Here is a 26,239-nt window from a genome sequence, read left to right as displayed (position 1 = left end):
CGTCGTGCCCGTCCGGACCGGGTGCGGTCCTGGGGTCAGCGATGTGCGGAGAGCGGGCTTGCAGGGTGCGCGGCGAGCGCCCGGTGCGCCCTCAGGAAGCCGTCGGCCACGTCCCAGGCGGCGATGATCACGACGGCGGCGACCACGATGCCGCCCGCCGTCCACCCGCCTCCCGCTGCGACCGCCGGATCCCACCCCACGGCGTCGGTGAAGGCCGGATTGAGCACCCTGCCGCCGGCCCACAGCAGGAGGGCCGGCACGGCGAACGCGAGCCCCAGCACGAGGTTGACCACTGCGGACCACCAGGACCAGCCTCGTCGATAGACCCGGAGGGCGAAGAGGGCTTCGGCGGCGATCAGGCCGAGGAACCACGGGATCCAGAAGGACCACAGTGCCGGGTCGAGCAGCGGGACGGCTCCGCCGGCCTCGTCCCGGACCACCGAGCGGAGCTGCTGCCAGACGATCGCGCCGGCGAACAGGCCGAGGAACACCAGGGAGGCGATGAACTCGGGCAGGCGTGCGCTCCGGTCGTGGTCGGGCAGGTCGGGCAGGCGGTCGACGGTCCACTCCATGGTGCCGTCGGTGGTCCCGCTGCGTTCCAGGACGACGAACAGCAGGGTGGTCCAGAAACCGATGTGGACCGTGGCGGTGATCGCCGTGGATACCGCGCTGCCGATCGCACCGCCGATGCTCCCGGTGGTGAGCAGCTGGACGACCAGGACGGCCACCGTCGCGAGGGGGACGACGATGAGCAGGACGGTCCTGAGGAGCCTGAGCCAGTCGAGGTAGTAGCGGGGTCCGATCAGCGTGAGTGGTCGGTCGACGTAGTCCGCGGCGAGCCGTTCCGGATCCCCCAACTCGGAGAGTGCGTCCCGTTCGGCGGCTGCGGGATCGTGGCGGGTGGCGGTCCGCGCCTCGACGGCGCCCTCGATCAGGTCCCTGATGTCGAGTTCGAGATCCGGCCGTTCGGATTCGGGAACGGTGCGGACAGCGGCCCAGATGTAGCGGTCGGTCAGGCTGGTCATGGTTCTTCCCCTTCGGAGAGGCGATGCAGTGATGCGGTCAGCCGATCCCAGTCGTCGGTGAGGAGTGCGGCGAGGTCGTCGCCCGCCGGGCTCGTCCGGTAGAACTTCCTGGGACGGGACTCGGCGGTGTTCCACTCGCTGACCAGCAGCCCTTGCTTCTCGAGGCGGCGGAGGAGTGGGTAGAGCGTGTTCGCGTCGACCTGGATGCCCAGGACGTCGAGTGACTCGAGGAGCGAATAGCCGTAGTCGGGCGTTCGCAGCCGGGTGAGGCAGGCCAGGACGACGGTTCCCCGCCGCAGTTCCTGCAGGTGCCCTGCAGCGAGGTCGTCGTCTCTGCTCATGACGAGAACAATACTGTGTGACGCACAGTATTGGAAGAGGCACGATGAAGCGCGGGAGTCGGAAGCGTCGGGAGCCCACCCCTGCCCCGTCCTCGGGTCCGGGTGGAATTTGTCGGAGGACGAGGGCAGACTGGAGGAATGGCAGCCACTCCGGATCAGCACCGTGCTTGAGGTTCTCGTCGAGACCCTGGCGGTCGGTGCCGGGGTGCTCGCGACCATCGGAGCGGGAACGGGCATCGCCGGCTGGCTCGTGGTGCGGAAGGTCAGGCGCTCGCGCGTCATCGAGCGCACCCGGGACCGCGGCATGCTCGCGGCCCGCGCGTACGCCCCGGACCGGGTCACGCGTGAACCCGCACGGCTCATCGGCGAACTCAAGCGGTCTTCGCGCGCCACCCACCTCGCGCTGCAGGAAGCCTCCGAACAGGGGCGGCCGGTCGGGGACCTGCCGCGGGCCGCAGCGGAGATCGACCGGGCAGCGGCCTCCCTCGAGAACATGCTGCGCACCGCGGACCGGGAGCCCAACCGGCAGCTCAAGGAGGAGTTGACCACCGATCTCGCCGCCCAGGCCAAGGCCCTCGACGAGCTCTCGGCGGAACTGCGCCGAAGCCTGCTGAAGACCTCGCGGTCCATCGACACCCGCCAGCTCGATCAGGCCACCACCCGTCTGCAGGGAGAGATCTCGGCCATGGGGACCTGGCGGGACACCTACGGGAACCGCCCGGACTGGTGATCGGTTCAGTCTGGGAGGGACGACACCACTTCAGCGACCACCGGGGGTCCACGTGACGATCAGACGGCGTATCACGCGCATCGTGAAGGCCAACCGCAGTGCCGCCGTGGAGGCGAAGCAGGACCCGCGCGTCGAGGCACAGAACGCTCAGTCGGCGCAGCGCACCCTGCTCGACCAGGCGCGGCGGGGCGCTGCCGACGTCGCCGCCCACCACCACCGGGTGGGGCTGGCCGCGAACGAGGCGGCGGCCTACCTCAACCGGGTGGAAGCCGCCGTGGCTGCGGCGGTCCGGCGTGGGGACGACGACGCCGCCCGTGCCGCCATCCGGGAGTCCATGACGGCGCGGCGACGTCTCGACACCCTCACCGCCCAGCTCCGCGAGGCCGAGCAGCAGGCCCGGCGGCTCCACGAGGACGTGCAGCGGCTGGAACACCGCGTCCGGCAGAACGCGATGGAGTACGACGCGATGGTCGCGCGGCGTGCGGCGGCACAGGCCGCCATCGGCGTCCACGAGGCCCTCGCATCCTCCTCCCGTGAGGCCGCCTCGATCGAGGCGGCCCGCCGCAGCGCCGAGCTCGAGGTCCGCCGCTTCGAGGCGCAGGCCCGGGCGCGCGAGGAGCTGTCCTGGTCCGACCCGTCGTCGCCCCGGCTCCAGCAGGCGTTCGAGGAGCTGGAGGCGGAGGCGTCCGTGCAGCAGCAGCTCGACGAGCTGAAACGTCGGGACCACCGGGGCGGTCCGCCGGCGCAGTACTGAGCGCGCTGCGCCCTCCCGCGCCCTGTGCCGGAGGGGATCGAAGGGCCGGACGGCCCGGTATCCGCTGCCCCGGGGACGGTCGGAGCCCGTTGCTACAGTGAGCCCATGACTGAACTCAGCGGTACCCACGTCCTGGTCGTCGGCGCCACCGGTGTGCTCGGCGCGGAGCTGGCACGCCAGCTTGCCGCCCAGGGCGCGCAGCTCACCCTCTCGGGCCGGTCGGAGGAGAAGCTCGCGGTCCTCGCCGGCGACCTGGGGGAGGCCGTCGTCGGGCAGGTGGCCGCCGATCTCGGCAAGCCCACGGGGCCGGCCGACATCGCCGCTGCGGTGTACGGGCGGGAACTCCACGGCGTGGTGTTCGCCTCCGGCGTCGTCGCCTTCGGTCCTGCTGTGGAGGTGGACGACGACACCCTCGACGAACTGATGCTCGTGAACCTGCTCGGCTACATGCGGCTGATGCGCGAGGTGGCGCCGAGGCTCGGCAAGGACTCCTTCATCGCCCAGATCAGTGCTGTCGTCGCCGAGAGCCCCACCGCGGGGATGGCCGCCTATTCCGCGACGAAGGCCGGCCTCAGTGCCTACGGGAAGGCGCTGACCCTCGAGCTGCGTCGACAGGGCGTACGCGTGCTCGACGCCAGGCCACCCCACACGGAGACCGGTCTCGCCACGAGGCCGATCGCCGGCGAGGCGCCGAAACTGCCGCAGGGCAAGGATCCCCGATCGGTCGCCGGGCGCATCATCACGGCCATCGTCGAGGGTGAGCGCGACCTGCCGTCGTCGGCCTTCTGACCCGCCCTGTCCGTGGCGCCGGCGCTGTCGGCGTCACGGTTCGGACCACCCCGGACGGCCGTTCGCCGTGGCCTGTCCCACGCTCGCGGACGTGCCCTGCGCGGGCGGTCCCCCCGACTCCCGCGCCCCGGCGGCGGCCTACGTCCGGAGGATCAGCACCGAGGTGGCCGCGGTGCAGACCAGGCCGAACAGTGCTGCCACCGCGCACCACGCGGTGTCCGCATCCCGTCCGTCGGGGCGCGAACGGTCAGGTGCCCGCTGTGCTGCGGCGGCCGGTGAGGGTCCCGACGGACTGGACGAGGGACCAGCCCAGCAGCACGAGCCCCGACCCGACCCCCGAGACGACGCCGACGAGGACGGCGTCGCGCGTCGAGAAGGCCAGCACCAGCCCGATCACGCCGAGGGCTGTCATCGCCGTCGCGATCGCGACCAGCTGACGCCGGCCCTCCGGCCACAGCCGCGCCAGCGGGAAGAAGTGCACGCCCACCACCAGGGCGATCCAGCCCAGCGCTGCGGCGGGTTCCACCTGCCGGAGCACGGCGAGGCCACCGAAGAGCGCGAGGGCCTCGATCAGGACCACGAACCAGTAGAACCGGGTGAATCCGGCGGGTCGGGCGCGCCCGGCCCGCCGGAGGTCCTGTGCGGTCCGCAGGAACCCGAGGACCACGACGACGAACGCGGCCACGGCGGCGGCCCTCAGGGTGGTGGCGAGGACGACCGGCAGCCCGGTGGCGTTCACGAGGACGAACACCAGGCCGAACGATGCCCCGATGAGGTGGCCGACGAAGGTGGGGGAGCGGTAGGTCATGTGAAGTCCTGTACTTTCTTCCAGCCGGGATCGACGGCATGCCGGGCTGTGACGGATCGGCGCTCGCGCACGGCCATATCGAGGGCATCGCGCCCGTTCTGGTCCTCGGAGTCGGAGTAGAAGTGCAGGGTCCTGGCCCCCCTGGAGGTCTCCACCGCGACCAGCATCCCGCGGATGCCGAGGGACCTGACCAGCGTGTCCTCGAGTTCGTCGAGCCCGGCCACCGCTCCTGGCGCCGGGAGCCCCTGCTCGTCGGCGTCGAACACCGCGCGGACGGTGGTGTGCAGGTCGAAGCGAGGATGGTCGATCCACCGCAGGGGGCGCAGGACACGCACGGTCACCGGTGCGCCGCTCCCGTGCCGGCCCTGCAGGACGAGCCAACCGGGCTCGGGCAGGGTCCGGGCGAGATCCCGCACGCGTCCGGGCACCTCGGCGGCGGGGATGCTGTCGACGACGTCGTGCACGATGCAGTCCACGCGTCGCACCCAGCGCTCGACGTCGTCCTCGCCCAGCAGCCACTCGAGGAGCAGGACGCACAGTCCGTGCTCGTCGTCCCACTGGCCGGTGAACCCGGGGTGGTGGACCGACAGGATGAAGCCGTCGCCGGCCCGGGTCGCCGCCGCGTGGACGCGCGTGCGGCGCAGGTCGAAGGTCCTGCCGCGATAGGTGATGGTGGAGTCGAGCATGTCCGGCTTCGCGCTCCGGGCGGGGACGAACTCCCAGCGCCTGCCGGCCGGTGGCGATGCGCGGTACCAGCGCTCGGCCACGGGGCGGAGCGCCGCGTCACCGCCGCTCGAGACGCAGAGCGTGTGCTCCGCGTCCGTGCCCGTCCTGGTCTCCCATTCGAGTCCCCTGGCCATCGCCCGGACGCGACGCGTCATGACGTCCACGTAGGCGTCGAAGTCGCCGGCCCGGGTCGCGGTGGTCAGCAGTTCCTCGCCGTCGTCCGCCCACCAGTCCCAGAAGGCGCTGATCGCGTCCCCGCCGGCCCTCCGGCGGCTGAAAATACCCATGTCCCTGCGTCCCCTGGTCGGCGTCCGGGATCGTCCGGCTGCTCCAGCGAATCTACCCGTGTCCGGCGGGTGGCGGGGAGCCGGGCACGGCGTGTTGACCAGCGCGGCCGGTGCCCCGTGTCACCTGAGCGGATGTGCGCCGGGAGCTCCCCGCAGCGCGACGACGGCGAGGAGTCCCGCGGCCAGGCACAGGGCAGCGGCGAACCCGGCGACGCCCGGCCAGCCGTACGACCCGAAGAAGAGACCGCCGACCCAGCCGAGGACGCTCGAACCGGCGTAGTAGCCGGCGTTGTAGAGACCCGCGGCCTGGGCGCGGCCCGCGGTGGCGAGCAGCGGCGTCCACCCGGACGCGACGGAATGTGCGGCGAAGAACCCTCCCGTGAAGACCACGAGCCCGACGACCACGAGCGGGAGCAGGTCCGAGAGCGTCACGGCCAGCCCGACGAGCATCACGGGGAGCACCGAGAGGAGGACGGGGAGGCGTCCGACACGGACACTGATGCCTCCCGCGAGACGGGACGTCGCGGTGCCGGAGAGGTACGCGAGGAACAGCAGGCTGACCAGCGAGGCGGGGAGCAGGAAGGGCGGAGCCTCCAGCCGGAACGCCAGGTAGTTGTAGACCGCCACGAACCCGCCCATCAGGAGGAACCCCTGCGCGTAGACCGCCAGCAGGCGGGACGACCGGAGATTCACGAGGACGCGCGCGGCCAGGGACGGTCCCCGACCCCGCAGGACGGGGACGAAACCCCGCGCACGGGGCGCGAGGAGCACGAAGGCCACCGCGGCAGCGCCGGCCATGGCGCTGACCGCGAGCACCCCCGCCCGCCAGCCGAGAAGATCCCCCACCGGCCCGGCGACCAGCCGGCCCGCGAGTCCGCCGAGCGTGGTTCCCGCGATGTACGTTCCCGCAGCGACGGCGGCATGCATCCGCTGCACCTCCTCGAAGAGGTAGGCGAGCGCCGTCGCAGGCACCCCGCCCAGCATGACCCCCTCGAGGAACCGGAGGACGATCAGCGCCTCGAAGGTCGGCGCCAGCGCGGCCAGGAGACCGAGGACGACGGCGCCACCGATGGCCCACGCCATGGTCCTGCGGCGCCCGGCCCGGTCGGCGACGGCCGACCACGGGATGACGGCGCCGGCGAGGCCGAGGGTCGCCGCCGACACGGTCAGTGCGGCGCCGGCTGCCGACACCCCGAACTCCGCGGCGACGCCGGTGAGCACGGCCTGCAGCGAGTAGAGCTGGGCGAAGGTCGCCAGCCCGGCGAACAGCAGGGCCAGGAGGATCTGCCGGTAGGCGGGGGAGTCCCTGGCGTGGCCCGCCCAGGCCCCATCCGTCACGCGCGACGGTAGGCGAGGTCGAAGACCATCCGTCCGGCCGCGATCGCCTTGTTCTCGAAGCTGGTCAGGGTGCGGCCCTCGAAGCGCGGGGCCCAGCCGCCACGCTCGTCCGTGCCCTCGTTGACGCCGGTGTTCCCGGTGCTCACCGGGTCCCTGCCCGCCCGGACGGGAGCACCGCCCACCACTGCCTCCACGCCGCTCGCCCACACCTGCGTGAGCGGGCTCTCCGGGCCCGTGCGCTCGCCGGCGTGCAGGTTCACGAAGTCCCCGCTCGCCTCCAGGACCTCGCGCATCTGGACGGCGTAGCTGGACCAGTCCGTGGCGAGCCGGAAGACGCCGCCCGGTTCGATGACGCGCGCGGCACGCTCCACGTAGTCCTCCTTCACCAGCCGGCGTTTGTGGTGGCGGGCCTTGTGCCACGGGTCGGGGAAGAAGGTCCACAGTTCCGCGACGGACGACGCCGGGATCATGCCGGTGAAGGCCTCCGCGGCGTTCACCTGCGCGGTCCGCACGTTGGTGAGGCCTCTCTGGCTGATGCGCAGCATGGTCTGGGCGAGCCCGGGACGGTACACCTCGAGGGCGAGGTAGTCGCGATCCGGATCGAGTTCCGCTGCATGCGTGATGGCCTCGCCGAGGCCGGACCCCACCTCGACGACCAGGGGAGCCGAGCGCCCGAAGGCGGCGGCGACGTCGAGCACGAAACCCGGTGCCACCGAGGTGTCGGCGTTCTCGATCCGCGGGACGTCGATGAGGAACGCCGCTGCGAGATCGTCCCATGCCTCGCGGCGCCTGCCCTGCAGGCGGGACCCCCGGCGGACGAAGGACACGGGTTGGGTGCGGTGCGGCTGGTCGGGGTTCTGTTCTCGAGGCTCCATCGCCCCCAAGGCTACCGGCTGCACCTCATACGGCCGGGGTCGGACGCCTCCCGTCCGAGGCCAGCCGGGAGATGGCGAGCTGGGCGTAGATCGCGGCGCCGTCGGCCAGGATGCCGTCGTCGAACACCGCGTACGGCGAGTGGTTGAAGGGCGAGCCGGACGGGTCGGCGCCCGGCGCGACGGCCGAGAGGAAGAGGAAGGAACCGGGTACCGCCTCGAGGATGCGGGAGAAGTCCTCCGAACCGCTCATGGGTTGCGGCATGGTGAGGTACCGGTGGGCGCCGAACAGGGCGCCCACCTGCGCCTCGGCGTGTGCAGTCTCGTCATGGTTCGTGACCGTCACCGGGTATTCGTGGAGGTACTCGATGTCCGCCTCGAGGCCGTGCGCGGCCGCGATGTGCCGGACGAGTCGCGGAGCGGCCTCGGTCATGCGATCACGGTTCGCCGCCGAGTAGGTCCGGACCGTCGCCTCGATCCGCGCCGTCTCCGGGATGATGTTCCGCTGCGTCCCGGCACGCAGCACGCCGACGGACAGCACCACGGGGTCGAACATGTCGAACTGCCGCGTGATCATGACCTGCAGCTGCGTGACGATCTCCGCCGCCACGGTCACCGGGTCCTTCGCCGAATGGGGCGAGGATCCGTGGCCGCCCGCCCCGCGGACGGTGACCAGGAGCCCGTCCGATGCCGACATCAGTGGGCCGCTGCGGCTCGCGAGCACCCCCGTGGGGAGCAGGGAGGACACCACGTGGATGCCGTAGGCGGCGTCGGGCTTCCTGCCGGCTGCGTCGAGGACGCCTTCGCGGATCATGACGCCGGCGCCGTCGTGCCCCTCCTCGCCCGGCTGGAACATGAGCACGACGTCGCCCGGGAGCTCGCTTCGCCGCTCGGCGAGCAGGGTCGCGGCGCCGGCGAGCATCGCGGTGTGCAGGTCGTGGCCGCAGGCGTGCATGGCGCCGTCGACCTCCGAGCTGAAGGGCACGCCCGTGGCCTCCTGCACCGGGAGCGCGTCCATGTCGCCGCGGAGGAGGACCACGGGTGCAGCACCCGCGGCCGCCCGGCCGGCTCCGCCGCGGAGGACGGCGGTGACCGACGTCGTATCCGTCCCGAGGGTGATCTCGTAGGGGAGTCCGTCGAGCGCCTGCAGGACCTTCTCCTGCGTCCGCGGGAGGTCGAGCCCCAGCTCGGGTTCGCGGTGGAGCCGGTGCCGGAGATCGGCGATGTCACCGGAGAGTGCCCGCGCGTCCTCGAGCAGTGTGTCTGGGGACAGGGTCATGGGTTCCTCCTGGCAGGGGCTGCGGCACTGGTGCTCCCACCCTCGCAGATGAGCGCACCGCTGGCGAGACGCCGGCTGCGCGGCTCACCGCGTCGGTGCACCGCCGGGGTATCGCGCCCCCGACGGCACACCGGTCCGGGCTCTCCCGCATCCGGTCGCGGGCACCTGTCAGGTGACCGGGACTTTTCGGGAGAAGAGTTTCTGCAGCAGGATGAAGGCCAGCAGCAGGGCGCCGATCACGATGCGTGTCCACCAGGAGCTGAGGGTGCCCTCGTAGGAGATGAACGTCTGCACGATGCCGAGGATGAGGACGCCGGCGAGGGAGCCGAGCACGTACCCGTAGCCGCCGGTGAGGAGCGTCCCGCCGACCACGACCGCCGCGATCGCGTCCAGTTCGAGCCCCGTGGCCGCGAGACTGTATCCGGAGAGGCTGTAGAAGGAGAAGAGGACGCCGGCGACCGCCGAACACAGCCCGCTGATCCCGTAGACGAGCACCTTGGTGCGGGGTACGGCCAGTCCCATCAGGAGGGCGGAGGATTCTCCGCCGCCGATGGCGTAGACGGTGCGTCCGAACCGGGTCTGGTGCAGGACGTAGAAGGCGAGGGTGACCACGAGGAGTGCGATCACGACGCCGGGGGAGATGAACATCCGTCCGCCGAGGGGGATGCGGGCCTGGGCCATGGCCGTGAAGAAGGGATCGGTGACGGTGATCGAATCGACGCTGATCACGTAGCAGAGACCGCGGGCGAGGAAGAGCCCGGCCAGGGTCACGATGAAGGGCTGGATCTCGAAGACCTGGATGACGAGGCCCATGAGGAGTCCGAAGGTTGCCCCGGTCAGGAGGACCAGCGCGATGACGGCGATCGGGTTCCAGCCCGCCTGCAGGAGGGCTGCGGCGATCATCATGGAGAGGGCGACGACGGACCCGACGGAGAGGTCTATTCCTCCGGTGAGGATCACGAAGGTCATGCCCACGGCGAGGACGATGAGGAACGTGTTGTCGACGAGGAGGTTGAGGAAGACCTGACCGGACAGGAAGCCGGGATACATGACCGCGCCGGCGGCGAACATCGCCAGGAACAGGCCTACGGTCGCCAGGGTGGGGGCGTAGCGCGCCTTGCCTTGGAGCAGGCTGATGCGGGTCCGGTTCAGGGGTGCGGGGGTCCGGGTGACGACGGACATCAGATGGCCACCTTGACGTCGGAGGTCGCGGTGACGGGTCGTCTGCGTTGCTTGAGCAGGGTCCGGGCCCGGCTCGATTGCAGCAGGCACACGATGATCACGACCAGGGCCTTGAACACCAGGGTGACCTCCGGGGGGATGCCGAGCGTGTAGACGGTGGTGGTCAGCGTCTGGATGATGAGTGCTCCGATCAGGGTGCCGACGAGGCTGTACCGACCGCCGGCCAGCGAGGTCCCACCGATCACGACGGCGAGGATGGCGTCCATCTCGATGTAGAGGCCGGCATTGTTGGCGTCCGCGGCCGTCACGTTGGAACTGATCATGAGGCCGGCGATGGCGGCGCACAGTCCGCTGAACACGTAGACCGCCATCGTGATGGTGCGCGCGTTCAGGCCGGCGAGGCGGCTGGCCACCGGATTGATCCCGACGGCCTCGATGAGGGTTCCGAGGGCGGTGCGCCGGGTCAGGAGCCCGGCGGCGAGGAAGGCCGCTGCGGCGATGAGGATGGAGATGGGCAGGCCGAGGACGAAGCCCGCCCCGATCGACTGGTAGGAATCGTTGGACACGGAGATGATTTGCCCGTCGGTGACGAGTTGTGCCAGACCCCGCCCGGCCGTCATCAGGACGAGGGTCGCGATGATGGGCTGGATGCCGACGACGGACACGAGGAACCCGTTCCACAGGCCGAGGACCAGCCCTGCCACCACGGCCAGGGCCACCGCGACCGCTGCGGTCTGCAGCGAGGAGGGGTCCGGGGACGTGTAGATGTAGGTGCAGGAGACGGCGCCCGCGATGGCGGCGACAGCCCCTACCGAGAGATCGATCCCGCGGGACGCGATGACGAGGGTCATCCCGAGGGCGATGAGGATGGTCGGTGCTCCGTTGCGGAGGATGTCGATCAGGCTGCCGTACAGGTGGCCGTCCTGAAGGCGGACGGCCAGGAAATCGGCGCGGAACACCTGATTCAGGAGGAGCAGGAGGACCAGGGCGAGGACCGGCCAGGTCAGGCGGTGCTTCAGCAGCGCGTTCATGCGGCTGATCCGGCGATGATCGTCATGACGTCTTCCATGGTGACTCCGTCGTTGGGTAGGTCGGCAACCATGCGTCGGTCCTTGAGGACGGCGATGTGGTCGCTCAGGCGCAGCACTTCCTCGAGTTCCGCGGAGATGAAGATGATCGACATGCCGTCCCCGGCGAGGGTGCTGATGAGTTTCTGGATCTGCGTCTTGGCGCCGATATCGATCCCGCGGGTCGGTTCGTCGAGGATGAGGAGCTTCGGGTTCGTGATCAGCCAGCGTGCCAGGAGGACCTTCTGCTGGTTCCCGCCGCTCAGGTTGCGGATCAGTGCGTCCTTGTCGGCGGGTCGGATGTCCAGCGCGCCGATGAACTTCTCGGTCAGCTGATCCTGCTGATGGGCCGGGATCCTCCTCAGCCACCCCTGGCTGGCCTGCATCGCCAGGACGAGATTGTCCCGGACCGAGAGGTCGCCGATCAGCCCCTCCTCCTTGCGGTTCTCGGAGGAGAACGCGATGCCGTGGTCGATGGCGGACCGGGGTGATCTCAGGGTCTGGGCGGTTCCCCTGATGGTGAGCTGTCCCTGGTCCGCGCGATCCGCTCCGAAGAGGAGTCGGGCGGTCTCCGTCCGGCCCGATCCCAGGAGACCGGCCAGACCGAGGATCTGTCCCTTGTACAGGGCGATGTCGACGTTGCCGACGGACCCCTTCCGGCCCAGCTTCTCCGCCAGGAGGAGCGGCACGGCGTCGGTCCTGTCCGGCCGCGTACGGACGTCCGATCGGTCGAGCTCCGTCAGGGCGTCGAGTTCCTTGCCCATCATCTTCGAGATGAGCGACATGCGGGGGAGCTCCCTCGTCATGAACTCACCGACGAGCCTGCCGTTGCGCAGCACCGTCATGCGGTCCGAGATCTCGTACACCTGTTCGAGGAAGTGCGAGACGAAGAGGATGGCGACGCCGTGGTCCCGCAGGGAGCGGATGACCGCGAAGAGCTGCTGCACCTCCTCCGTGTCGAGGCTGGAGGTCGGCTCGTCGAGGATCAGCACCTTCGCATCCACCTGGACCGAGCGGGCGATCGCGACCAGTTGCTGGATGGCGATGGAGTGCGAGGAGAGCACGGATCCGGGATCGAGGTGGCCGAGATTCAGCCGCTCGAGGACGGCCCTGGCCCTGCGGCGCACCTCCTTCCAGTGGATACCTCCCCTGCGGCGCGGTTCCCTGCCGAGGAGGATGTTCTCCTCGATCGAGAGATTCGGGCAGAGATTGACCTCCTGGTACACCGTGCTGATGCGCGCGTCCTGTGCTTCGGCCGGGCCGGCGAATCGATGCTGCTCCCCGAGGACGGTGATGGTCCCGCTGTCGATCGCGTACACGCCGGTCAGGGCCTTGATCAGCGTCGATTTGCCGGCACCGTTCTCTCCCATGAGCGCGTGGACCTCGCCCTGGAACAGTCGGAGATCGACGCCGTCCAGGGCCTTGACCCCCGGGAACTCGATGGAGATGCCGCGCAGGTCCACGACGGGGACGATCTCGTTCATTCAGCTGTCTTTCCCTTGCGGGATGCGGTGGGCGAGGCCCACCGCATCCCTGGTGTCGTCGACGTGTGGGTCCACGTCGTGGTGTCGGAGGTGGTCGGTTCAGTACTCCCGGCTGGCGAGGACTTCCTTCGCCTGTTCCGGTGTGAAGGCCGACTCCTCGGTCACGACCCGCTCGGGCACCTCCTCGCCTGCCACGACCTTCGCGGCGAGGTCCATCAGCTGCTCACCGAGCAGCGGGTTGCACTCGACGATGTAGTTGATCTTCCCGTCGGCCAGTGCGGTCATGCCGTCCTTGACGGCGTCGACGGTGATGATCTTGATGTCCTTTCCGGGTACTTTCCCGGCAGCCTCGATGGCCTCGATCGCGCCGAGCCCCATGTCGTCGTTGTGGGCGTAGACGACGTCGATGTCGGGGGTGTTCTTGAGGAACGCCTCCATGACCTGCTTGCCTCCGCTGCGGGTGAAGTCGCCGGTCTGGGACTGCACGATGGTGAGGTCCGGATCCGCCGCGATCGCAGCCTCGAAACCTTCCTTGCGGTCGATGGCGGGCGCCGCACCCGTGGTGCCCTGCAGCTCGACGATGTTGATGGGGCCGTCGGTCGACGCCGAGTCCTCCACGAGCCAGTCGCCGGCCTTCTTGCCCTCCTCGACGAAGTCCGAGCCGAGGAACGTCTTGTAGAGCGATGTGTCCGAGGAGTCGACTGCGCGATCGGTGAGGATGACGGGGATGCCGGCGTCCTTCGCTTCCTTGAGCACCGTGTCCCAGCCCGATTCGACGACGGGGGAGAAGGCGATGACATCCACCTGCTGCTGGATGTAGGAGCGGATCGCCTTGATCTGGTTCTCCTGCTTCTGCTGGGCATCGGAGAACTTGAGGTCGACGCCGGCCTTCTCGGCGGCGTCCTGCACGGATTTCGTATTGGCGGACCGCCACCCGCTCTCGGCTCCCACCTGTGCGAATCCCATGGTGATGCCGTCACCCGATCCGCCGCCGGCTCCGGTGCCGGCGTCGGTGCCGCCGCCGCAGGCGGTGAGGGCGAGGGTCGTCGCTGCGACGACCGTGACGAAAGTCTTCTTGAGCACTGCTGCCTCCTGGATCTGGGGACCACAGCAAGGGCATCTGCACCTTCATTGCTGCGCGGGGCTTCGTGCCCTGCGGTCGATTGTGAACGCTAACAATTTGACGGTCAAGTGATTTGTGTCACGTTTCGGACTCGTGCCGTCACGGCTCGCCCCTCCATCGATGTAGACCCCTCCAGCCTGTAGGGTCGGGTCAGAAATCGTGGGGGCGGACGGAGAAAGGAGGTCCCGTGGCAGCGGCGACGACACCGCGGAGCCCCAGCCTGACCGATGTCGCCTCCCTCGCGGGTGTCTCCCACCAGACCGTGTCGCGGGTGGTCAACCGGAGGCCGAACGTCAGCGACGCCACCCGGCGGAAGGTCCATGCGGCCATCCTCGAGCTCGACTACCGGCCCAACGCTGCCGCCCGGTCACTCGCGACGGGCAGGACCCACTCGATCGGGGTCCTCGCGGGCGAACTCTCGCAGTACGGACCCTCGAGCGTCCTGATGGGGGTCCAGGACGCCGCGCGTCGTGCAGGCTATTTCCTGACCGTGGTCACCCTGAAGGACTACTCCGCGCCGACGGTGGACGAGGCGCTGAGTGATCTGCTCGATCACGGCGTGGAGGGCGTCATCGCGCTCACGCCGCACGTCTCTGCGCTGGAGGTGCTGGCCACGATGCAGTCGGGCATCCCGATGCTGACCGTCGGGGGAGGCGGTCATCGTGGCGGGGACGTGGCCCTGGACCAGGAGAGTGCGGCTGCGAGTGCGGTCGAGCATCTCGTTGCGCTCGGACACCGGCGGATCGCGCACCTGGCCGGGCCCGCCGACTGGGTGGATGCGCAGCGGAGGCTCGCAGGCTGGCGGTCGGCGCTCGCGCGCCACGGGCTGGCTGAGGGGCCGCTGCTCCACGGTGACTGGAGTGCACGATCGGGCTACGATGCGGGCCTCGGCGTGGAGCTCGGACGACTTCCCACGGCGTTCTTCGTCGGCAACGACCAGATGGCGCTGGGACTGTTGAAGGCCCTCAGGCAGCGCGGCTGTGAGGTGCCGCGCCAGGTGAGCGTGATCGGCTTCGACGACGTTCCCGAGGCCGAGTACTACGAGCCGTCCCTCACCACGCTCCGGCAGGAGTTCCACGATCTCGGTCGCCGCTGCATCGACGAGCTGCTCGGTGTGCAGGCGCTCGGTGCAGGAGGATCGCTCCAGCCCCGGCTGATCGTCCGGTCGAGTACAGGGCCGGTCCGAGCAGGCGACGACGGCGGTGGCCCGGAGCGGGTCCCCATGCAGGGGTGAGCCGGGAGTGCTGATAAACTGGACCTACTTGCCTGCGCACGGCGTACCATCAGCCAGTTCAGCGCGCAGCCTGCGTCGATAGAACGCATTCTTTTGTCCCGCACACAGCTCCCGGAATCGTGAGCGCGGTGGACACTGTCTGACTTTTCTTCGGCGAACCCCTGCGCCAACCGGCGCCGGGGAAGATGAGAAGAAAGTTCGTGTACTTCACATGACTACTTTTGCTGCCCTCGGTGTGCCCAAAGCGCTGGTCGAGAACCTCGCCGCGCAGGGGATCACCGAACCATTCCCCATCCAGGTCAAGTCCCTCCCGGACTCCCTCGCCGGGCGCGACGTCCTCGGACGCGGCCGCACCGGCTCGGGCAAGACCCTGGCCTTCGCCCTCCCCATGGTCTCCCGCCTCGCCGAGCAGGAAGCGGCGTACCGCCGCAAGCCGGGACGGCCGCTGGCCCTCGTCCTCGCTCCCACGCGTGAGCTCGCCACCCAGATCAACGCCACCGTCGAGCCGCTCGCGAAGCAGCTCGGCCTCAACACCACCGTCATCTACGGCGGGGTGTCCCAGCAGCGCCAGGAGAAGGCCCTGCGCGCGGGCGTCGACATCGTCATCGCCTGCCCGGGCCGCCTCGAGGACCTGATGCGCCAGCGGCTCATCTCGCTCGAGTCCGTGGAGATCACCATCCTCGACGAGGCGGACCACATGGCCGACCTCGGCTTCCTGCCCGTCGTGAAGAAGCTCCTCGACACCACGCCGAAGGACGGCCAGCGCCTGCTCTTCTCGGCCACGCTCGACAACGGCGTGGACAAGGTGGTCAACCGGTACATGACCAACCCCGTCACCCACTCGGTGGACGACCCGCAGGCCGCGGTCACCACCATGGAGCACCACGTGCTCATGGTCGGCGACCAGACCCAGAAGAAGCAGCTCATCGTGCAGCTCGCCTCGGGTACCGGGCGCCGCCTGCTGTTCATGCGCACCAAGCACCATGCCCGCAAGCTCGCGAAGACCCTGACCGACGCCGGCATCCCGGCCGTCGACCTCCACGGCAACCTGTCGCAGAACGCCCGCGACCGCAACCTCGCGGAGTTCTCCACGGGCGACGTCCGCGTGCTCGTCGCGACCGACGTCGCTGCGCGCGGCGTCCACGTCGACGACGTCGAGCTCGTCGTGCACGTGGACCCGCCCACCGAGCACAAGGCGTACCTGCACCGCTCGGGCAGGACGGCCCGGGCAGGGTCCTCGGGAACGGTGGTCACGATCACCCTGCCCGAGCAGAAGTCCGAGGTCCACAAGCTCATGAAGGCTGCCGGGGTGGATGTCGCGTTCGAGACCGTGCGGGCGACCTCGCCGCTCGTGCTGACCCTCACGGGCGACATCGCCGAGAAGATCGATCCGCGGACGCGTGCGGCCCTCCTCGCCCAGCGCGAGACGGTGCGCGGCGAAGGCACCTCGACCGGCGCGAACGCCGAGCGGAAGCGCGCGCGTCGCGGGTCCGCGTCGCCGTCGGCCGGTGGACGCGGTGGTCGCGGTGGGCGCGGACGCGTCTCCGCCGAGCCGCAGTCGGCCCAGGGCAACCGGGCCGAGCGCCGTAAGGACCAGCCCCAGGCGCCGCGCTTCGGCTCCGATGCCGGTGCAGGGGCCAAGGCCGGGGGCTCGCGCCGCCGTTCTGAGGAGCCCCGTACGGCATCGGAGACGTCGACGCGCAGCCGGCGTCCCGCCTCCGGGCAGCGCGTGGGCGACGCCGTCCGCTGGTCCAGCACGTCCGCGCCCGCCGCGGGCGGCCAGCGCAGCCACGCGCCGTCCTCCGCCCCGCGCGCCGAGGGTGCCCGCCGTCCGGCCGGCTCCCGCCGGGCCAGCGCGCCGGCATCGAACGACCGCCGGACCCGCTAGCACCGGCCGCGCGAGGAGGGACCGTACCCACCGGGTACGGTCCCTCCTGCGTTCCGGGTGAGTGCGCGGCGTACCGTGTGCGGAACAATGGTGGGATGAACGCACTCCTGAACGTCATCTGGCTCCTGTTCGGCGGCATCTGGCTCGCGCTCGGCTACTTCCTCGCGGGGATCGTCTGCTGCCTCCTGATCGTGACCATCCCGTTCGGCATCGCCTCGTTCAGGATCGGCGTCTACGCCCTGTGGCCCTTCGGGCAGACCGTCGTCCACCGGGGCGGCAGGGTCACGGCCGTATCGAGCATCGGCAACGTGATCTGGCTGCTGGTCGCCGGGATCTGGATCGCCATCGGTCATGTGCTCACCGCCATCCCGATGTTCGTCAGCATCATCGGCATCCCCCTCGGGATCGCCAACCTGAAGCTGATCCCGGTGTCCCTCGCACCACTCGGCAAGGTCATCGTCCCCTCGTCGGGAACCTATCTGCCGACCTACCGCTGATCCTGCGGCGGCGCGACGCCGGACCGATCGACGTATCGGGTGCGGCGTGATGCGTGCCCTGCGGGACGTGGTCCGCGACGACCGTGCCGTCCATCACCTGCGACGGTCGTGACGTGCGGGTGCTCGTCGAACGACGAAGGGGCCGCTGCGCCGATGGCTGCAGCGGCCCCTGGCCCTGTCCTACTCCGCTCCGCTGACCGCCGAGGATCCGCCGGAGCCGTGCTGGCCGGGCTTGTCGGCGTTCTTGAGGAGATCGCCGAGCAGGCCGATGATGTCCAGCCCGGTGGTGTCCTTGACCATCTGGGTGGTCTGCTGGACGCCGCTCGTGACGTTCTTGCTGAGCTGGCTCGCGCCGTCGGTGGAGACGACGGTCATGGTGTCGATGGCGGACATCGGCGCCGCGATCTCCCGCGCCATCGACGGCAGGACCTCGAGGACCTTCGACAGGATGGCTGCCTGGTTGAACTGCTTGTAGGCCTCGGCCTGGGCCGCGATACCGGCTGCCTCCGCCTTGCCGCGTGCCTCCGTGGACTGCGCCTCGGCAGCACCGCGTGACGCGATGACCGCCGCCTCCGCGCGGCCCTTCGCCTCGTTGATGGCGGCCTCCGCGTTACCGCGCGCGGTGTTCGCGGCGGCGTCCGCCTCTGCCGCGACGCGGTCACCTTCGGCGCTGAGCTTCCGCTTGGCGAGGTCGACGCGTGCTTCGATCTCGGTGGCCTCCGAGGCACGGCGGCGCTCTTCGAGCTTCGCATCGGCCTGCTGGATGAGCCGGTACTTGTCGGCGTCCGCGGGCTTGCGGACCTCGGTGTCGAGCTCGCGCTCGCGCAGTTCCGCACGCCGCAGGGCGACCTGCTGCTCGCGGATGATGACCTGTTCGTTCTGCTCGGCCTGGGCCAGGGGGCCGGCGGCGTCCGCACGTGCCTGGCGGGCGTCGGCGGCTTCCTTCAGTTCGGCCCGACGGATGGTCAGCTGCTGCTGCGCCAGGGCGACCTGCTCGTCGGAGATGGCGCGGGCCTGCTCCGATTCCTGCACCGAGCGGGCTTCGGCGATCTTCGCGTTGCGCTCCGCGGATGCGGCCTCGGGGCGCCCGAGGTTCTTCAGGTAGCCGGAGTCGTCGTCGACGGACTGGATCTGGAAGGTGTCGATCTCCAGGCCCTGGTTGTGCATGGAGTGCTCCGCCTCCTCCTTCACACTCTTGGCGAAGGTGGCGCGGTCGCGGATGATCGACTCGACGGTCAGGGTTCCCACGATCGACCGCAGCGAGCCCGAGAGCGTCTCCTGGGTGTAGTGGTCGATGGCGTCCTGCTGGTTGAGGAAGCGCTGTGCGGCCTTGCGGACCGCGTCGGCGTCCCCGCCGACCTTGACCTGGGCCACGCCGGTGAGGTGCAGCTTGATCCCGTTGAGCGAGATGCCCTCGATGCGGAGGGACACCTGGCGCGACGCGAGCGAGAGCGGGTACGCGCGCTGCGCGAAGGGGTTGATGAACACGCGGCCGAAGACGACGCGCTGGCTGTCGACGTCCGGCTGGCCCTTGTTGTCCTTGGACGAGATGATCAGCGCCTGGTCGGGACTGGCGATATGGAGAGCCATTTTCGCGAGGATCGCCACGACGATGAGGACGATGACGAGGACGATGGCGCCGATGACGAACGGTATGAAGGAGAAATCCACTGCGACCCTTTCAACGGTCAACTGCTGGAATTGCGGAAGGCGGGACACGACACCGCCGGGAACCTCAACCTATGCGATGCATGATGCTTCTCTGACCCCCAAGCCGTGAAAGTGGATAAACCGTTACCTGCCCGGGATCAGGACCCCGCGCCGGCCAGGAACGCCTGCATGAGCGGTCCGCCCGAGGTGGATCCGAGCTCGCCCTCCTCGACGAAGACGGCCACGGCGAGGTCGCCCTGGATCGCGACGACCCATGCGTGCGTCCGCGGCGGGGTCTCGCTGCCGAATTCGGCGGTACCCGTCTTGGCCAGGACCGGCTCCCCGGGGACGTCCTGGAGCAGTTGAGCGCCGCCCTGCTCCACGACGGCCGCCATGAGCGTCTTCAGGGTCGTCGATTCGGCGGCGGTGAAGGCGGAGGGCGCGGCCTCTTCGTCGGCGGAGGACGACGGCGGGGTGGCTGGAGGGTCGGACGACGGGGTACCCGACGCCCCGTCCGTCGGCGACACCGCGGCATCGGTCGGGGCGTCGGAGGCGGCCGCATCCTCCGACCCGGGATCGAGCTCCGTCGATTCACCCTCCGCGAGCAGCGTGGGCGTCACGCGAACCCCGGCGCCGACGGACGCCGCCATGGTGGCGAGCGTCAGTGGCGAGACGAGGACCTCGCCCTGGCCGATCATGGCAGCGGCGTGAGCGGTCCCCTCGGCCTCGGTGGGCACGGATCCGAAGAACGCCGGCGTGCCGATGGACGCCTCGACGCCGATCCCGAGGTCCGATGCCGCACTCGCGAGCTCCGCCTGCGTGATCTCGTCCCGCGCCGCGATGAAGCCGGTGTTGCAGGACTGCGCGAAGGTCTCGAGCAGCGGGATGGTCCCGATGAACTGCGCGGGGAACGTCCCCGCGTTGTTGAACCGGCGGCCGTCCACGGTCACCTCCTCGGAGCACTCCGTGGGTGACTCGGGCGTGAAGCCCTGCCGGAGCAGCGCGAGGCTCGTGGCGACCTTGAAGGTGGATCCCGGCGGGTACTGGCCGAGCAGCGCCGTCTGCAGGCCCTCGCTGCCCGGTCCGTTCGCTGCGGCGAGGATCTCGCCCGTGCTGGGCCGGACGGCGACGATCGACGACGCCGAGGGTTCGTCGGCGAGGACGTCCTCCCCGAGGCTCTGGAGGCGCGGATCGAGGGTCGTGGCGAGATCCTCCCCGTCGACGGCGGGCTTCTCGAAGAGCCGCTGCGAGGGGGTGCCGGGTGTCTCCGCAGGCACGGCGTCCACCGTGAGGCCCGGCGTGCCGGCGAGCTGCTCGTTGTGCTGCAGCTGCAGTCCGCCGAGGCCGGTGATGTCGCCTGCCCGGACGGCGCCGTCGGACTGCTCGACGAGCTCCTCCGTGGCCTCGCCGACGCTGCCGAGCAGTTCCCTGGCGAAGGTGCGGGTGGGTGCGAGTTCGAGGGTGTCCGCCTGGCGCAGCGCCCCGGAGACGGCGTCGATCTGCGCGTCGGTGACGGTGCGCGTGGCGTCGTCCCGCAGGACGAGGGCGACGACGAAGGCCTCCGCTCCCGCCTCCGCCACCTGCTGCTCGTAGGTCGCGGGATCGAGCTCCAGCAGGGTGGCGAGGGCCCGGGCCGAGGCCGCCTGCTCCGCCTCCGGTACCTGCAGCTTGTCGATGCCGACGCGGATCACGGGTCGCTGCGTCACGATGACCTCGCCGCCGGCCCCGGTGATGTCGCCGCGGTCACCGGGCACGCTCGTCAGGGTGAGCTTCTCGCCGGGCAGCAGGTCCGGGACGAAGACCCGGGGCTCCCACGCGGCCTGCCACACGTCCTCGACGCGCGTGAGGTCCGCCGTCGTGCTGTAGGTCCAGTCCTCGTCGCTCTCGTCGAGGTCCCACGCGTAGTCGAGGGTCGCCGTCGCGGTGTCCTCGCCCGTCTCCTCGACGCCGGAGACGGAGACCTGCGGTGCTCCCGGGCCGAATCCCTCGGTGATCGCAGCAAGCTGGCCCGTGATCTCGGCGGGCTGCGCGGAGGCGAAGGCGGACTGTGCGACGTCCAGCTGCGCGAGGCCGTCGGCGAGGGTGCGTGCCGCGTCCTCGGCCGTGGGGCGGTCGTCGGTGCAGGCTGCCAGCGTGAGGGCGAGGACTGCGGTCGTCAGGACGGCCGTGGCGCGGTGAAGGTTCCCCATGGGGCCCATTATGTCGGAGAAGGGCGGATGTGCGGTCCGGGACCTGCCGTACCGTCCTCGCGGCGGGGCGGTGGGCGACGCGCAACGGGGGAGCGCCGGGGTCAGCGGACGAAGGCCTCCGGTGCGCTACCTGCGGACGGGATCGGTACCGCGTCGCCACGCAGCGCGAGGACGAGGGCCACCGCCGCGGGGACGACGACGAGCGCAGCGGCCAGCGCGAGGGTCACGGCGTCGGGCGCGACGACGGACTGGCCCCGCTGCGCCTGGACGAACAGCGTGACCATCAGTCCGAGATAGGCCGCCGCGGAGACGGCGACGATGTGGCGTTGCCGACGCACCGTCAGCTGCAGTACGCCGCGACCGACCAGCCACGCGAGGACGAGGGCGACGAGGGGGACGGCCTGCAGGGCGTGGAGGCCGACGAAATGGGCGACGCGGCTGTCACCGAACTCGGTCGACCAGCCCAGCAGGGGCAGGCCCGGACCTCCGTCGGTGGCACCGACGGTGTGGCCTCCCGTCACGGGCCCCGTCCCGGTCTGTCCGGGCCGGGGGCCGGTCATGACATATCCGCTCAGGGCGCCGACGGTCATGAGGAGGACGGCCAGCTGGACCGCGAGCCCGAGTCCGCCGTCGAGCCGCCGCCGCGCGAGGACGACGCCGACGATGATGACGCCGATGGAGAAGGTGCCGATGCCTGCACCCATGGCGGCCCAGAGGGCGCCGTCCAACGGTGTCGCGGTGTTGAAGTGGGAGGCCCTGCCGCGTGCGGCCTGGACCACGAGGATGGCCAGCTCGGCGATCAGGGCCCAGCCGAGCAGCTCGAGCGCCGCGCGGGTGGGCCGGCCGCGCTCGATCCGCCCGAAGATCCAGAGCATCACGGGCGCGAAGGCGACGAAGGACAGGGCGAACTTGAGCGGCTTGTTCCAGGCGGGGACGCCGGCAACCAGCGTGGGATCGGCCACGGCGAGCACCGCGGACACGGGCAGGACGACGACGGCGCAGGCGAGCAGGACCACCAGGGCCGGGCTGACCCGCCATCCGGCCCGCAGCAGGGCGGTCGACCTCACGGCGTCACCGGCTCCGGCAGGGCCGCGGCGCGGGCGTCGGTGCTCCGCAGCAGGTGGTGTTCCCGCCACGCCAGGAAGAGGGCGAAGGTGAACGCGATGGCGACGACGAAGCTCAGGGGGACGAGGAGCCAGACGGCCCGTGACATACCGAGCCGTCTGCCCTCGAGCACCATGAACATGCACGCGACGAACGCGACGACGATGACGTCGACGGCGGCCGACGAGGACGCGGCGCTCGCGAACCAGCCCGCCACGTAGTCCTCACCCGCCGCCATGGAGCGGAGGTTGAAGAACCAGGTGCCCGCACCGCCGATGACGGCGAGGACCAGGTAGGGGGTGCGCATCGAATCTCCTCAGGTCGGGTGAACACTGTTCACACAGAGTAGGGTGAACAGTGTTCACCGCATAACCCCCAGAGATGAGGTTCCTCCTGTGGCGACCACGCCCCTGACCCTGGATGCCCTGGTGGCGACGAGCCGTGCCCTGCTGGTGGAAGGAGGGCCCGATGCGATCGTCGTCCGGGAGGTGGCGCGCCGCCTCGGCGTCACCGCACCCGCGCTGTACCGGTACGTCAGGGGGCGCGACGACCTGCTGACCCTGCTGATCACCGCGTGCACCGACGAGGCCACCGCGGCGTGCCTGGACGCACTCGCGGCCTGCCGACCGGACGACGTCGAGGGCCGGATCCGCGCCGCGACACTGGCCTTACGCGCGTGGGCGCTGCAGCACCGGCCCGAGTTCGGCCTCGTCTACGGCACTCCACTGATGCACTACGCCGCGCCCGAGGGTGGCCCCACGGTGGATGCGGGGCGGCGCTTCGGCGGTCTGTTCGGGTCGCTCTTCGTCGACGCGCTGGCGGCGGGCCGGCTCCGCACGGTCGACGACGGCGTCCTGTCGCCGGGCGTGCGCGCCTCGCTCGCCGCGACCGCTGCCCGGCTCGACCTGCCCATGCGTCCCGGGGAGGTCCGTCCCTTCATCGTCGGCTGGCACCGGATGCTCGGGATCGTCTCGGTCGAGGTGGCGGGCCATCTGCGCTGGGTGTTCGGCGAGGACGCCTCGGCCTTCGCCGAGGAGCAGATCGAGGAACTCCTCGCCGACCTCCTGGTGCCCGGCGCGACCTGACGGGGAGGCTCGGGTCCCGTTCACCCACGGCGAAGCGTGCGGTGAAACCCCTGCCGGCCGAAGTTGAGTCGAGTACACTCAATGCAGTCCGGGGAACTGTACGACCAGGGGAGGAACCGCGCGTGGACACCAATTTCACCACCAAGAGCCGTGAGGTGCTGTCGGCGGCGGCCATGAACGCCTCCACGGCGGGCAACGCCCAGATCGACGCACCGCACTTCCTCAAGGCGCTCATGGACCAGCGCGACGGCATCGCCGTAGCGCTCCTGAAGGCCGCCGGCGCAGACCCGGACACCATCAGCGTGCAGGCGAGTTCCGCCATCAAGGCCCTGCCGTCGCCGTCCGGCTCCTCCGTCGCGCAGCCGCAGTTCTCCCGCGGCGCGCTGAATGTCGTCAGCGCAGCCCAGCAGGAGGCCGAGACACTCGGGGACCAGTTCGTCTCGACCGAGCACCTCCTCCTCGCCCTCGCCGCCGACGGCGGGGCCGCGGGGTCGATCCTCCGCGGTCTCGGACTCACCCGCGAAGCGCTCGCCTCGGCCCTGCCCGGCGTGCGGGGTGACCGCCGCGTCACCACCCCCGACCCGGAGAACACCTTCCAGGCTCTCGAGAAGTTCGGCGTGGACCTCACGGAGGTGGCCCGGAGCGGCAGGCTGGATCCCGTGATCGGGCGGGACGCCGAGATCCGCCGCGTGGTCCAGGTCCTCAGCCGGCGCACCAAGAACAATCCGGTGCTCATCGGCGAGCCCGGTGTCGGCAAGACCGCCGTCGTCGAGGGCCTCGCCCAGCGCATGGTCGCCGGTGACGTCCCGGAGTCGCTGCGTGGGAAGACCCTCATCAGCCTCGATCTCGGGTCGATGATCGCGGGTGCCAAGTACCGTGGCGAGTTCGAGGAGCGGCTGAAGGCCGTGCTCGACGAGATCCGCTCGTCCGGCGGCCAGGTGGTCACGTTCATCGACGAGCTCCATACCGTCGTCGGTGCCGGTGCGTCCGAGGGCTCCATGGACGCCGGCAACATGCTCAAGCCCATGCTGGCGCGCGGGGAACTGCGCCTCATCGGCGCGACGACGCTCGACGAGTACCGCGAGAACGTCGAGAAGGACCCGGCGCTGGAACGCCGGTTCCAGCAGGTGTACGTCGGCGAGCCGTCCGTGCCCGACACCATCGGGATCCTGCGTGGCCTGAAGCAGCGGTACGAGGCGCACCACAAGGTCTCCATCGCCGACTCCGCCCTGGTCGCGGCGGCCACCCTGTCCCAGCGCCACATCCCGGGCCGGCAGCTCCCCGACAAGGCGATCGACCTCGTCGACGAGGCGGCTTCACGCCTCCGCATGGAGATCGACTCCGCACCCGTGGAGATCGACGAGCTGCGTCGGTCCCTGGAGCGCATGCACATGGAGGAGATGGCCCTCTCCCGGGAGAAGGACGAGGCATCCGCCGAACGGCTCCAGGCGCTGCGCGCCGAGATGGCCGACCGCCAGGAGGAACTGGACGGACTCAATGCGCGGTGGGAGGCCGAGAAGGCAGGTCTCAACCGCGTGGGTGACCTCAAGGCCTCGCTCGACGACCTGCGCTCGCACGCCGACCGTGCCCAGCGGGAAGGCGACCTCGAGACGGCGTCGCGCATCCTGTACGGCGAGATCCCCCGGGTGGAGCGCGAGCTGCGGGAGGCCCAGGCCGCGGAGGAGCAGACGGCGAACACTCCCGACCTCATGGTCGCCGAGGAGGTCTCGGCGAACGACATCGCCGAGGTGATCTCCGCGTGGACGGGAATCCCCGCCGGTCGCATGCTGCAGGGCGAGAGCGAGAAGCTGCTCGCCATGGAGGAGGTCATCGGTGCCCGCCTGATCGGGCAGCGGACGGCGGTCGCGGCGGTCTCCGACGCCGTGCGGCGGGCCCGCGCCGGTGTGTCCGATCCGAACCGGCCCACAGGATCCTTCCTCTTTCTCGGTCCGACCGGCGTCGGCAAGACGGAACTCGCCAAGGCGCTCGCGGACTTCCTGTTCGACGACGAGCGGGCCATGATCCGGATCGACATGTCCGAGTACTCGGAGAAGCACTCCGTCGCGCGGCTGGTCGGCGCACCGCCGGGGTACGTGGGCTACGAGGAGGGCGGCCAGCTCACCGAGGCGGTCCGCCGCCGGCCCTACAGCGTGGTGCTGCTCGACGAGGTGGAGAAGGCCCACCCCGAGGTCTTCGACCTGCTCCTGCAGGTGCTCGATGACGGTCGCCTCACCGATGGTCAGGGCCGCACGGTGGACTTCCGGAACGTGATCCTCGTGCTGACCTCGAACCTGGGGTCGCAGTTCCTCGTGGATCCGTCCCTCGACGATGCCGCGAAGCGGTCGGGCGTGATGGCCTCCGTCAATGCCGCCTTCCGGCCCGAGTTCCTCAACAGGCTCGACGACGTCGTGATCTTCGATCCGCTGGGCCTCGATGAGCTCTCGCGGATCGTCGACCTGCAGGTCCGCGCGCTGGGTGACAGGCTGCGCGACCGTCGGCTCGAGCTCGAGGTCAGTGCCGCCGCGGGAGAATGGCTCGCCCTGACCGGGTTCGATCCGGCGTACGGAGCCCGACCGCTGCGCCGGCTCGTGCAGCGCGAGATCGGCGACCGGCTGGCGCGGGGCATCCTGGCGGGTGAGATCGTCGACGGCGACACCGTCGTCGTGGACCGCCCCGGGGCGGACGCCCTGGACCCGGACGGAGCCGAGGGCCTGGTGGTGCGTGCCGCCCGCTGACCAGGGCGGAACCGGCCGAGCACGCAGGAGGGGAGGGACCGCAGGGTCCCTC

The 26,239-nt window shown here is 70.4% G+C and carries 23 protein-coding genes; 8 read left to right on the top strand and 15 right to left on the bottom strand.

Going from position 1 to position 26,239, the window contains the following annotated elements; all coding sequences use genetic code 11:
- Positions 1 to 35 precede the first annotated feature (35 nt).
- Both NVV32_RS14625 and NVV32_RS14620 read right to left on the bottom strand, forming a co-directional pair.
- Positions 36 to 1,025 (bottom strand): hypothetical protein, encoded by a 990-nt coding sequence (locus tag NVV32_RS14625; protein WP_422390647.1) that lies wholly within the window; start codon positions 1,023 to 1,025, stop codon positions 36 to 38.
- The gene (locus NVV32_RS14620) at positions 1,022 to 1,366 is read right to left on the bottom strand and encodes a PadR family transcriptional regulator (RefSeq protein WP_422390646.1); all 345 of its coding nucleotides are present in this window, start codon (positions 1,364 to 1,366) and stop codon (positions 1,022 to 1,024) included. The genes NVV32_RS14625 and NVV32_RS14620 overlap by 4 nt, the downstream gene beginning before the upstream one ends.
- Before the next feature lie 163 nt (positions 1,367 to 1,529).
- Here NVV32_RS14620 and NVV32_RS14615 point away from each other — a divergent pair, with 163 nt between their 5' ends.
- The 3 genes from NVV32_RS14615 (at position 1,530) to NVV32_RS14605 (ending at position 3,639) form a co-directional block, all read left to right on the top strand.
- Positions 1,530 to 2,096, top strand: coding sequence for a hypothetical protein (locus NVV32_RS14615; RefSeq protein WP_422390645.1), 567 nt, complete (start codon positions 1,530 to 1,532; stop codon positions 2,094 to 2,096).
- Positions 2,097 to 2,148: 52 nt separating this feature from the next.
- The gene (locus NVV32_RS14610) at positions 2,149 to 2,850 is read left to right on the top strand and encodes a PspA/IM30 family protein (protein WP_422390644.1); all 702 of its coding nucleotides are present in this window, start codon (positions 2,149 to 2,151) and stop codon (positions 2,848 to 2,850) included.
- A gap of 105 nt (positions 2,851 to 2,955) precedes the next feature.
- On the top strand, positions 2,956 to 3,639 hold the full coding sequence (locus tag NVV32_RS14605; protein WP_055767313.1) for an SDR family NAD(P)-dependent oxidoreductase: 684 nt from the start codon (positions 2,956 to 2,958) through the stop codon (positions 3,637 to 3,639).
- A 247-nt stretch (positions 3,640 to 3,886) separates the two neighbouring features.
- Here the strand turns inward: NVV32_RS14605 and NVV32_RS14600 are convergent, their stop codons facing one another.
- The 9 genes from NVV32_RS14600 to NVV32_RS14560 all read right to left on the bottom strand — a co-directional run bounded on the left by NVV32_RS14600 (position 3,887) and on the right by NVV32_RS14560 (position 13,765).
- Entirely contained in the window at positions 3,887 to 4,447 is a 561-nt protein-coding gene (locus tag NVV32_RS14600) for a hypothetical protein (protein WP_055767316.1), read from the bottom strand.
- Positions 4,444 to 5,460: a hypothetical protein gene (locus NVV32_RS14595; RefSeq protein ID WP_422390643.1), complete on the bottom strand. Its 1,017-nt coding sequence runs from the start codon at positions 5,458 to 5,460 to the stop codon at positions 4,444 to 4,446. Before NVV32_RS14595 ends, NVV32_RS14600 begins: the two co-directional genes overlap by 4 nt.
- 120 nt (positions 5,461 to 5,580) lie before the next feature.
- Positions 5,581 to 6,798, bottom strand: coding sequence for an MFS transporter (locus NVV32_RS14590; RefSeq protein WP_422390642.1), 1,218 nt, complete (start codon positions 6,796 to 6,798; stop codon positions 5,581 to 5,583).
- Positions 6,795 to 7,673, bottom strand: a complete 879-nt coding sequence (gene trmB, locus NVV32_RS14585; RefSeq protein WP_055767325.1) for a tRNA (guanosine(46)-N7)-methyltransferase TrmB — start codon at positions 7,671 to 7,673, stop codon at positions 6,795 to 6,797. Before trmB ends, NVV32_RS14590 begins: the two co-directional genes overlap by 4 nt.
- 25 nt (positions 7,674 to 7,698) lie before the next feature.
- Positions 7,699 to 8,949 carry a M20 metallopeptidase family protein gene (locus NVV32_RS14580; RefSeq protein ID WP_422390641.1) on the bottom strand — a complete coding sequence of 417 codons (1,251 nt, stop codon included), beginning with the start codon at positions 8,947 to 8,949 and terminating at the stop codon, positions 7,699 to 7,701.
- A gap of 168 nt (positions 8,950 to 9,117) precedes the next feature.
- Positions 9,118 to 10,131 carry a galactofuranose ABC transporter, permease protein YjfF gene (gene yjfF, locus NVV32_RS14575; RefSeq protein ID WP_055767331.1) on the bottom strand — a complete coding sequence of 338 codons (1,014 nt, stop codon included), beginning with the start codon at positions 10,129 to 10,131 and terminating at the stop codon, positions 9,118 to 9,120.
- Positions 10,131 to 11,162: an ABC transporter permease gene (locus NVV32_RS14570; RefSeq protein WP_422390640.1), complete on the bottom strand. Its 1,032-nt coding sequence runs from the start codon at positions 11,160 to 11,162 to the stop codon at positions 10,131 to 10,133. Before NVV32_RS14570 ends, yjfF begins: the two co-directional genes overlap by 1 nt.
- The gene (locus NVV32_RS14565) at positions 11,159 to 12,682 is read right to left on the bottom strand and encodes a sugar ABC transporter ATP-binding protein (protein WP_422390639.1); all 1,524 of its coding nucleotides are present in this window, start codon (positions 12,680 to 12,682) and stop codon (positions 11,159 to 11,161) included. Before NVV32_RS14565 ends, NVV32_RS14570 begins: the two co-directional genes overlap by 4 nt.
- A 99-nt stretch (positions 12,683 to 12,781) precedes the next feature.
- Entirely contained in the window at positions 12,782 to 13,765 is a 984-nt protein-coding gene (locus tag NVV32_RS14560) for an ABC transporter substrate-binding protein (RefSeq protein WP_422390638.1), read from the bottom strand.
- 227 nt (positions 13,766 to 13,992) lie between these two features.
- On the opposite strand from NVV32_RS14560, the gene NVV32_RS14555 reads away from it, so the two are divergent.
- From NVV32_RS14555 to NVV32_RS14545, 3 genes are all read left to right on the top strand, one after another.
- Positions 13,993 to 15,039: a LacI family DNA-binding transcriptional regulator gene (locus NVV32_RS14555; RefSeq protein WP_055767345.1), complete on the top strand. Its 1,047-nt coding sequence runs from the start codon at positions 13,993 to 13,995 to the stop codon at positions 15,037 to 15,039.
- 211 nt (positions 15,040 to 15,250) lie between these two features.
- Positions 15,251 to 16,927 carry a DEAD/DEAH box helicase gene (locus NVV32_RS14550; RefSeq protein ID WP_055767348.1) on the top strand — a complete coding sequence of 559 codons (1,677 nt, stop codon included), beginning with the start codon at positions 15,251 to 15,253 and terminating at the stop codon, positions 16,925 to 16,927.
- Positions 16,928 to 17,022: 95 nt separating this feature from the next.
- Positions 17,023 to 17,424: a YccF domain-containing protein gene (locus NVV32_RS14545; protein WP_422390637.1), complete on the top strand. Its 402-nt coding sequence runs from the start codon at positions 17,023 to 17,025 to the stop codon at positions 17,422 to 17,424.
- Between the two features lie 180 nt (positions 17,425 to 17,604).
- On the opposite strand, the gene NVV32_RS14540 is transcribed toward NVV32_RS14545, so the two are convergent.
- The 4 genes from NVV32_RS14540 to NVV32_RS14525 form a co-directional block, all read right to left on the bottom strand.
- On the bottom strand, positions 17,605 to 19,095 hold the full coding sequence (locus NVV32_RS14540; protein WP_055767355.1) for a flotillin family protein: 1,491 nt from the start codon (positions 19,093 to 19,095) through the stop codon (positions 17,605 to 17,607).
- A 137-nt stretch (positions 19,096 to 19,232) separates the two neighbouring features.
- Positions 19,233 to 21,263 (bottom strand): penicillin-binding transpeptidase domain-containing protein, encoded by a 2,031-nt coding sequence (locus tag NVV32_RS14535; protein WP_422390636.1) that lies wholly within the window; start codon positions 21,261 to 21,263, stop codon positions 19,233 to 19,235.
- Positions 21,264 to 21,364: 101 nt separating this feature from the next.
- Positions 21,365 to 22,330, bottom strand: a complete 966-nt coding sequence (locus NVV32_RS14530) for a hypothetical protein (RefSeq protein WP_422390635.1) — start codon at positions 22,328 to 22,330, stop codon at positions 21,365 to 21,367.
- Positions 22,327 to 22,674, bottom strand: a complete 348-nt coding sequence (locus NVV32_RS14525; RefSeq protein WP_422390634.1) for a DUF2834 domain-containing protein — start codon at positions 22,672 to 22,674, stop codon at positions 22,327 to 22,329. The genes NVV32_RS14530 and NVV32_RS14525 overlap by 4 nt, the downstream gene beginning before the upstream one ends.
- A gap of 88 nt (positions 22,675 to 22,762) precedes the next feature.
- On the opposite strand from NVV32_RS14525, the gene NVV32_RS14520 reads away from it, so the two are divergent.
- Together NVV32_RS14520 and clpB are read left to right on the top strand one after the other, a co-directional pair.
- Positions 22,763 to 23,452, top strand: a complete 690-nt coding sequence (locus NVV32_RS14520; protein WP_422390633.1) for a TetR/AcrR family transcriptional regulator — start codon at positions 22,763 to 22,765, stop codon at positions 23,450 to 23,452.
- A 122-nt stretch (positions 23,453 to 23,574) separates the two neighbouring features.
- Positions 23,575 to 26,187 (top strand): ATP-dependent chaperone ClpB, encoded by a 2,613-nt coding sequence (gene clpB, locus NVV32_RS14515; protein ID WP_422390632.1) that lies wholly within the window; start codon positions 23,575 to 23,577, stop codon positions 26,185 to 26,187.
- Positions 26,188 to 26,239: the final 52 nt, after the last annotated feature.

The organism is Arthrobacter sp. N1, from assembly GCF_048288285.1.
In the GTDB taxonomy this organism is placed as follows: Bacteria; Actinomycetota; Actinomycetes; order Actinomycetales; family Micrococcaceae; genus Arthrobacter_D.
Note: the sequence above shows the minus strand (reverse complement) of the source record. Positions and strands in the feature narration are given on the sequence as shown.

What these genes read in the sequence shown, in the direction of transcription:
- NVV32_RS14620 (WP_422390646.1), bottom strand. Translation starts at nt 1,366, where the DNA reads ATGAGCAGAGACGACGACCTCGCTGCAGGGCACCTGCAGGAACTGCGG.
- NVV32_RS14595 (WP_422390643.1), bottom strand. Translation starts at nt 5,460, where the DNA reads ATGGGTATTTTCAGCCGCCGGAGGGCCGGCGGGGACGCGATCAGCGCC.
- NVV32_RS14535 (WP_422390636.1), bottom strand. Translation starts at nt 21,263, where the DNA reads ATGGGGAACCTTCACCGCGCCACGGCCGTCCTGACGACCGCAGTCCTC.
- NVV32_RS14545 (WP_422390637.1), top strand. Translation starts at nt 17,023, where the DNA reads ATGAACGCACTCCTGAACGTCATCTGGCTCCTGTTCGGCGGCATCTGG.
- NVV32_RS14550 (WP_055767348.1), top strand. Translation starts at nt 15,251, where the DNA reads ATGACTACTTTTGCTGCCCTCGGTGTGCCCAAAGCGCTGGTCGAGAAC.
- NVV32_RS14580 (WP_422390641.1), bottom strand. Translation starts at nt 8,949, where the DNA reads ATGACCCTGTCCCCAGACACACTGCTCGAGGACGCGCGGGCACTCTCC.
- NVV32_RS14525 (WP_422390634.1), bottom strand. Translation starts at nt 22,674, where the DNA reads ATGCGCACCCCCTACCTGGTCCTCGCCGTCATCGGCGGTGCGGGCACC.
- NVV32_RS14565 (WP_422390639.1), bottom strand. Translation starts at nt 12,682, where the DNA reads ATGAACGAGATCGTCCCCGTCGTGGACCTGCGCGGCATCTCCATCGAG.
- NVV32_RS14625 (WP_422390647.1), bottom strand. Translation starts at nt 1,025, where the DNA reads ATGACCAGCCTGACCGACCGCTACATCTGGGCCGCTGTCCGCACCGTT.
- NVV32_RS14570 (WP_422390640.1), bottom strand. Translation starts at nt 11,162, where the DNA reads ATGAACGCGCTGCTGAAGCACCGCCTGACCTGGCCGGTCCTCGCCCTG.
- trmB (WP_055767325.1), bottom strand. Translation starts at nt 7,673, where the DNA reads ATGGAGCCTCGAGAACAGAACCCCGACCAGCCGCACCGCACCCAACCC.
- NVV32_RS14600 (WP_055767316.1), bottom strand. Translation starts at nt 4,447, where the DNA reads ATGACCTACCGCTCCCCCACCTTCGTCGGCCACCTCATCGGGGCATCG.
- yjfF (WP_055767331.1), bottom strand. Translation starts at nt 10,131, where the DNA reads ATGTCCGTCGTCACCCGGACCCCCGCACCCCTGAACCGGACCCGCATC.
- NVV32_RS14605 (WP_055767313.1), top strand. Translation starts at nt 2,956, where the DNA reads ATGACTGAACTCAGCGGTACCCACGTCCTGGTCGTCGGCGCCACCGGT.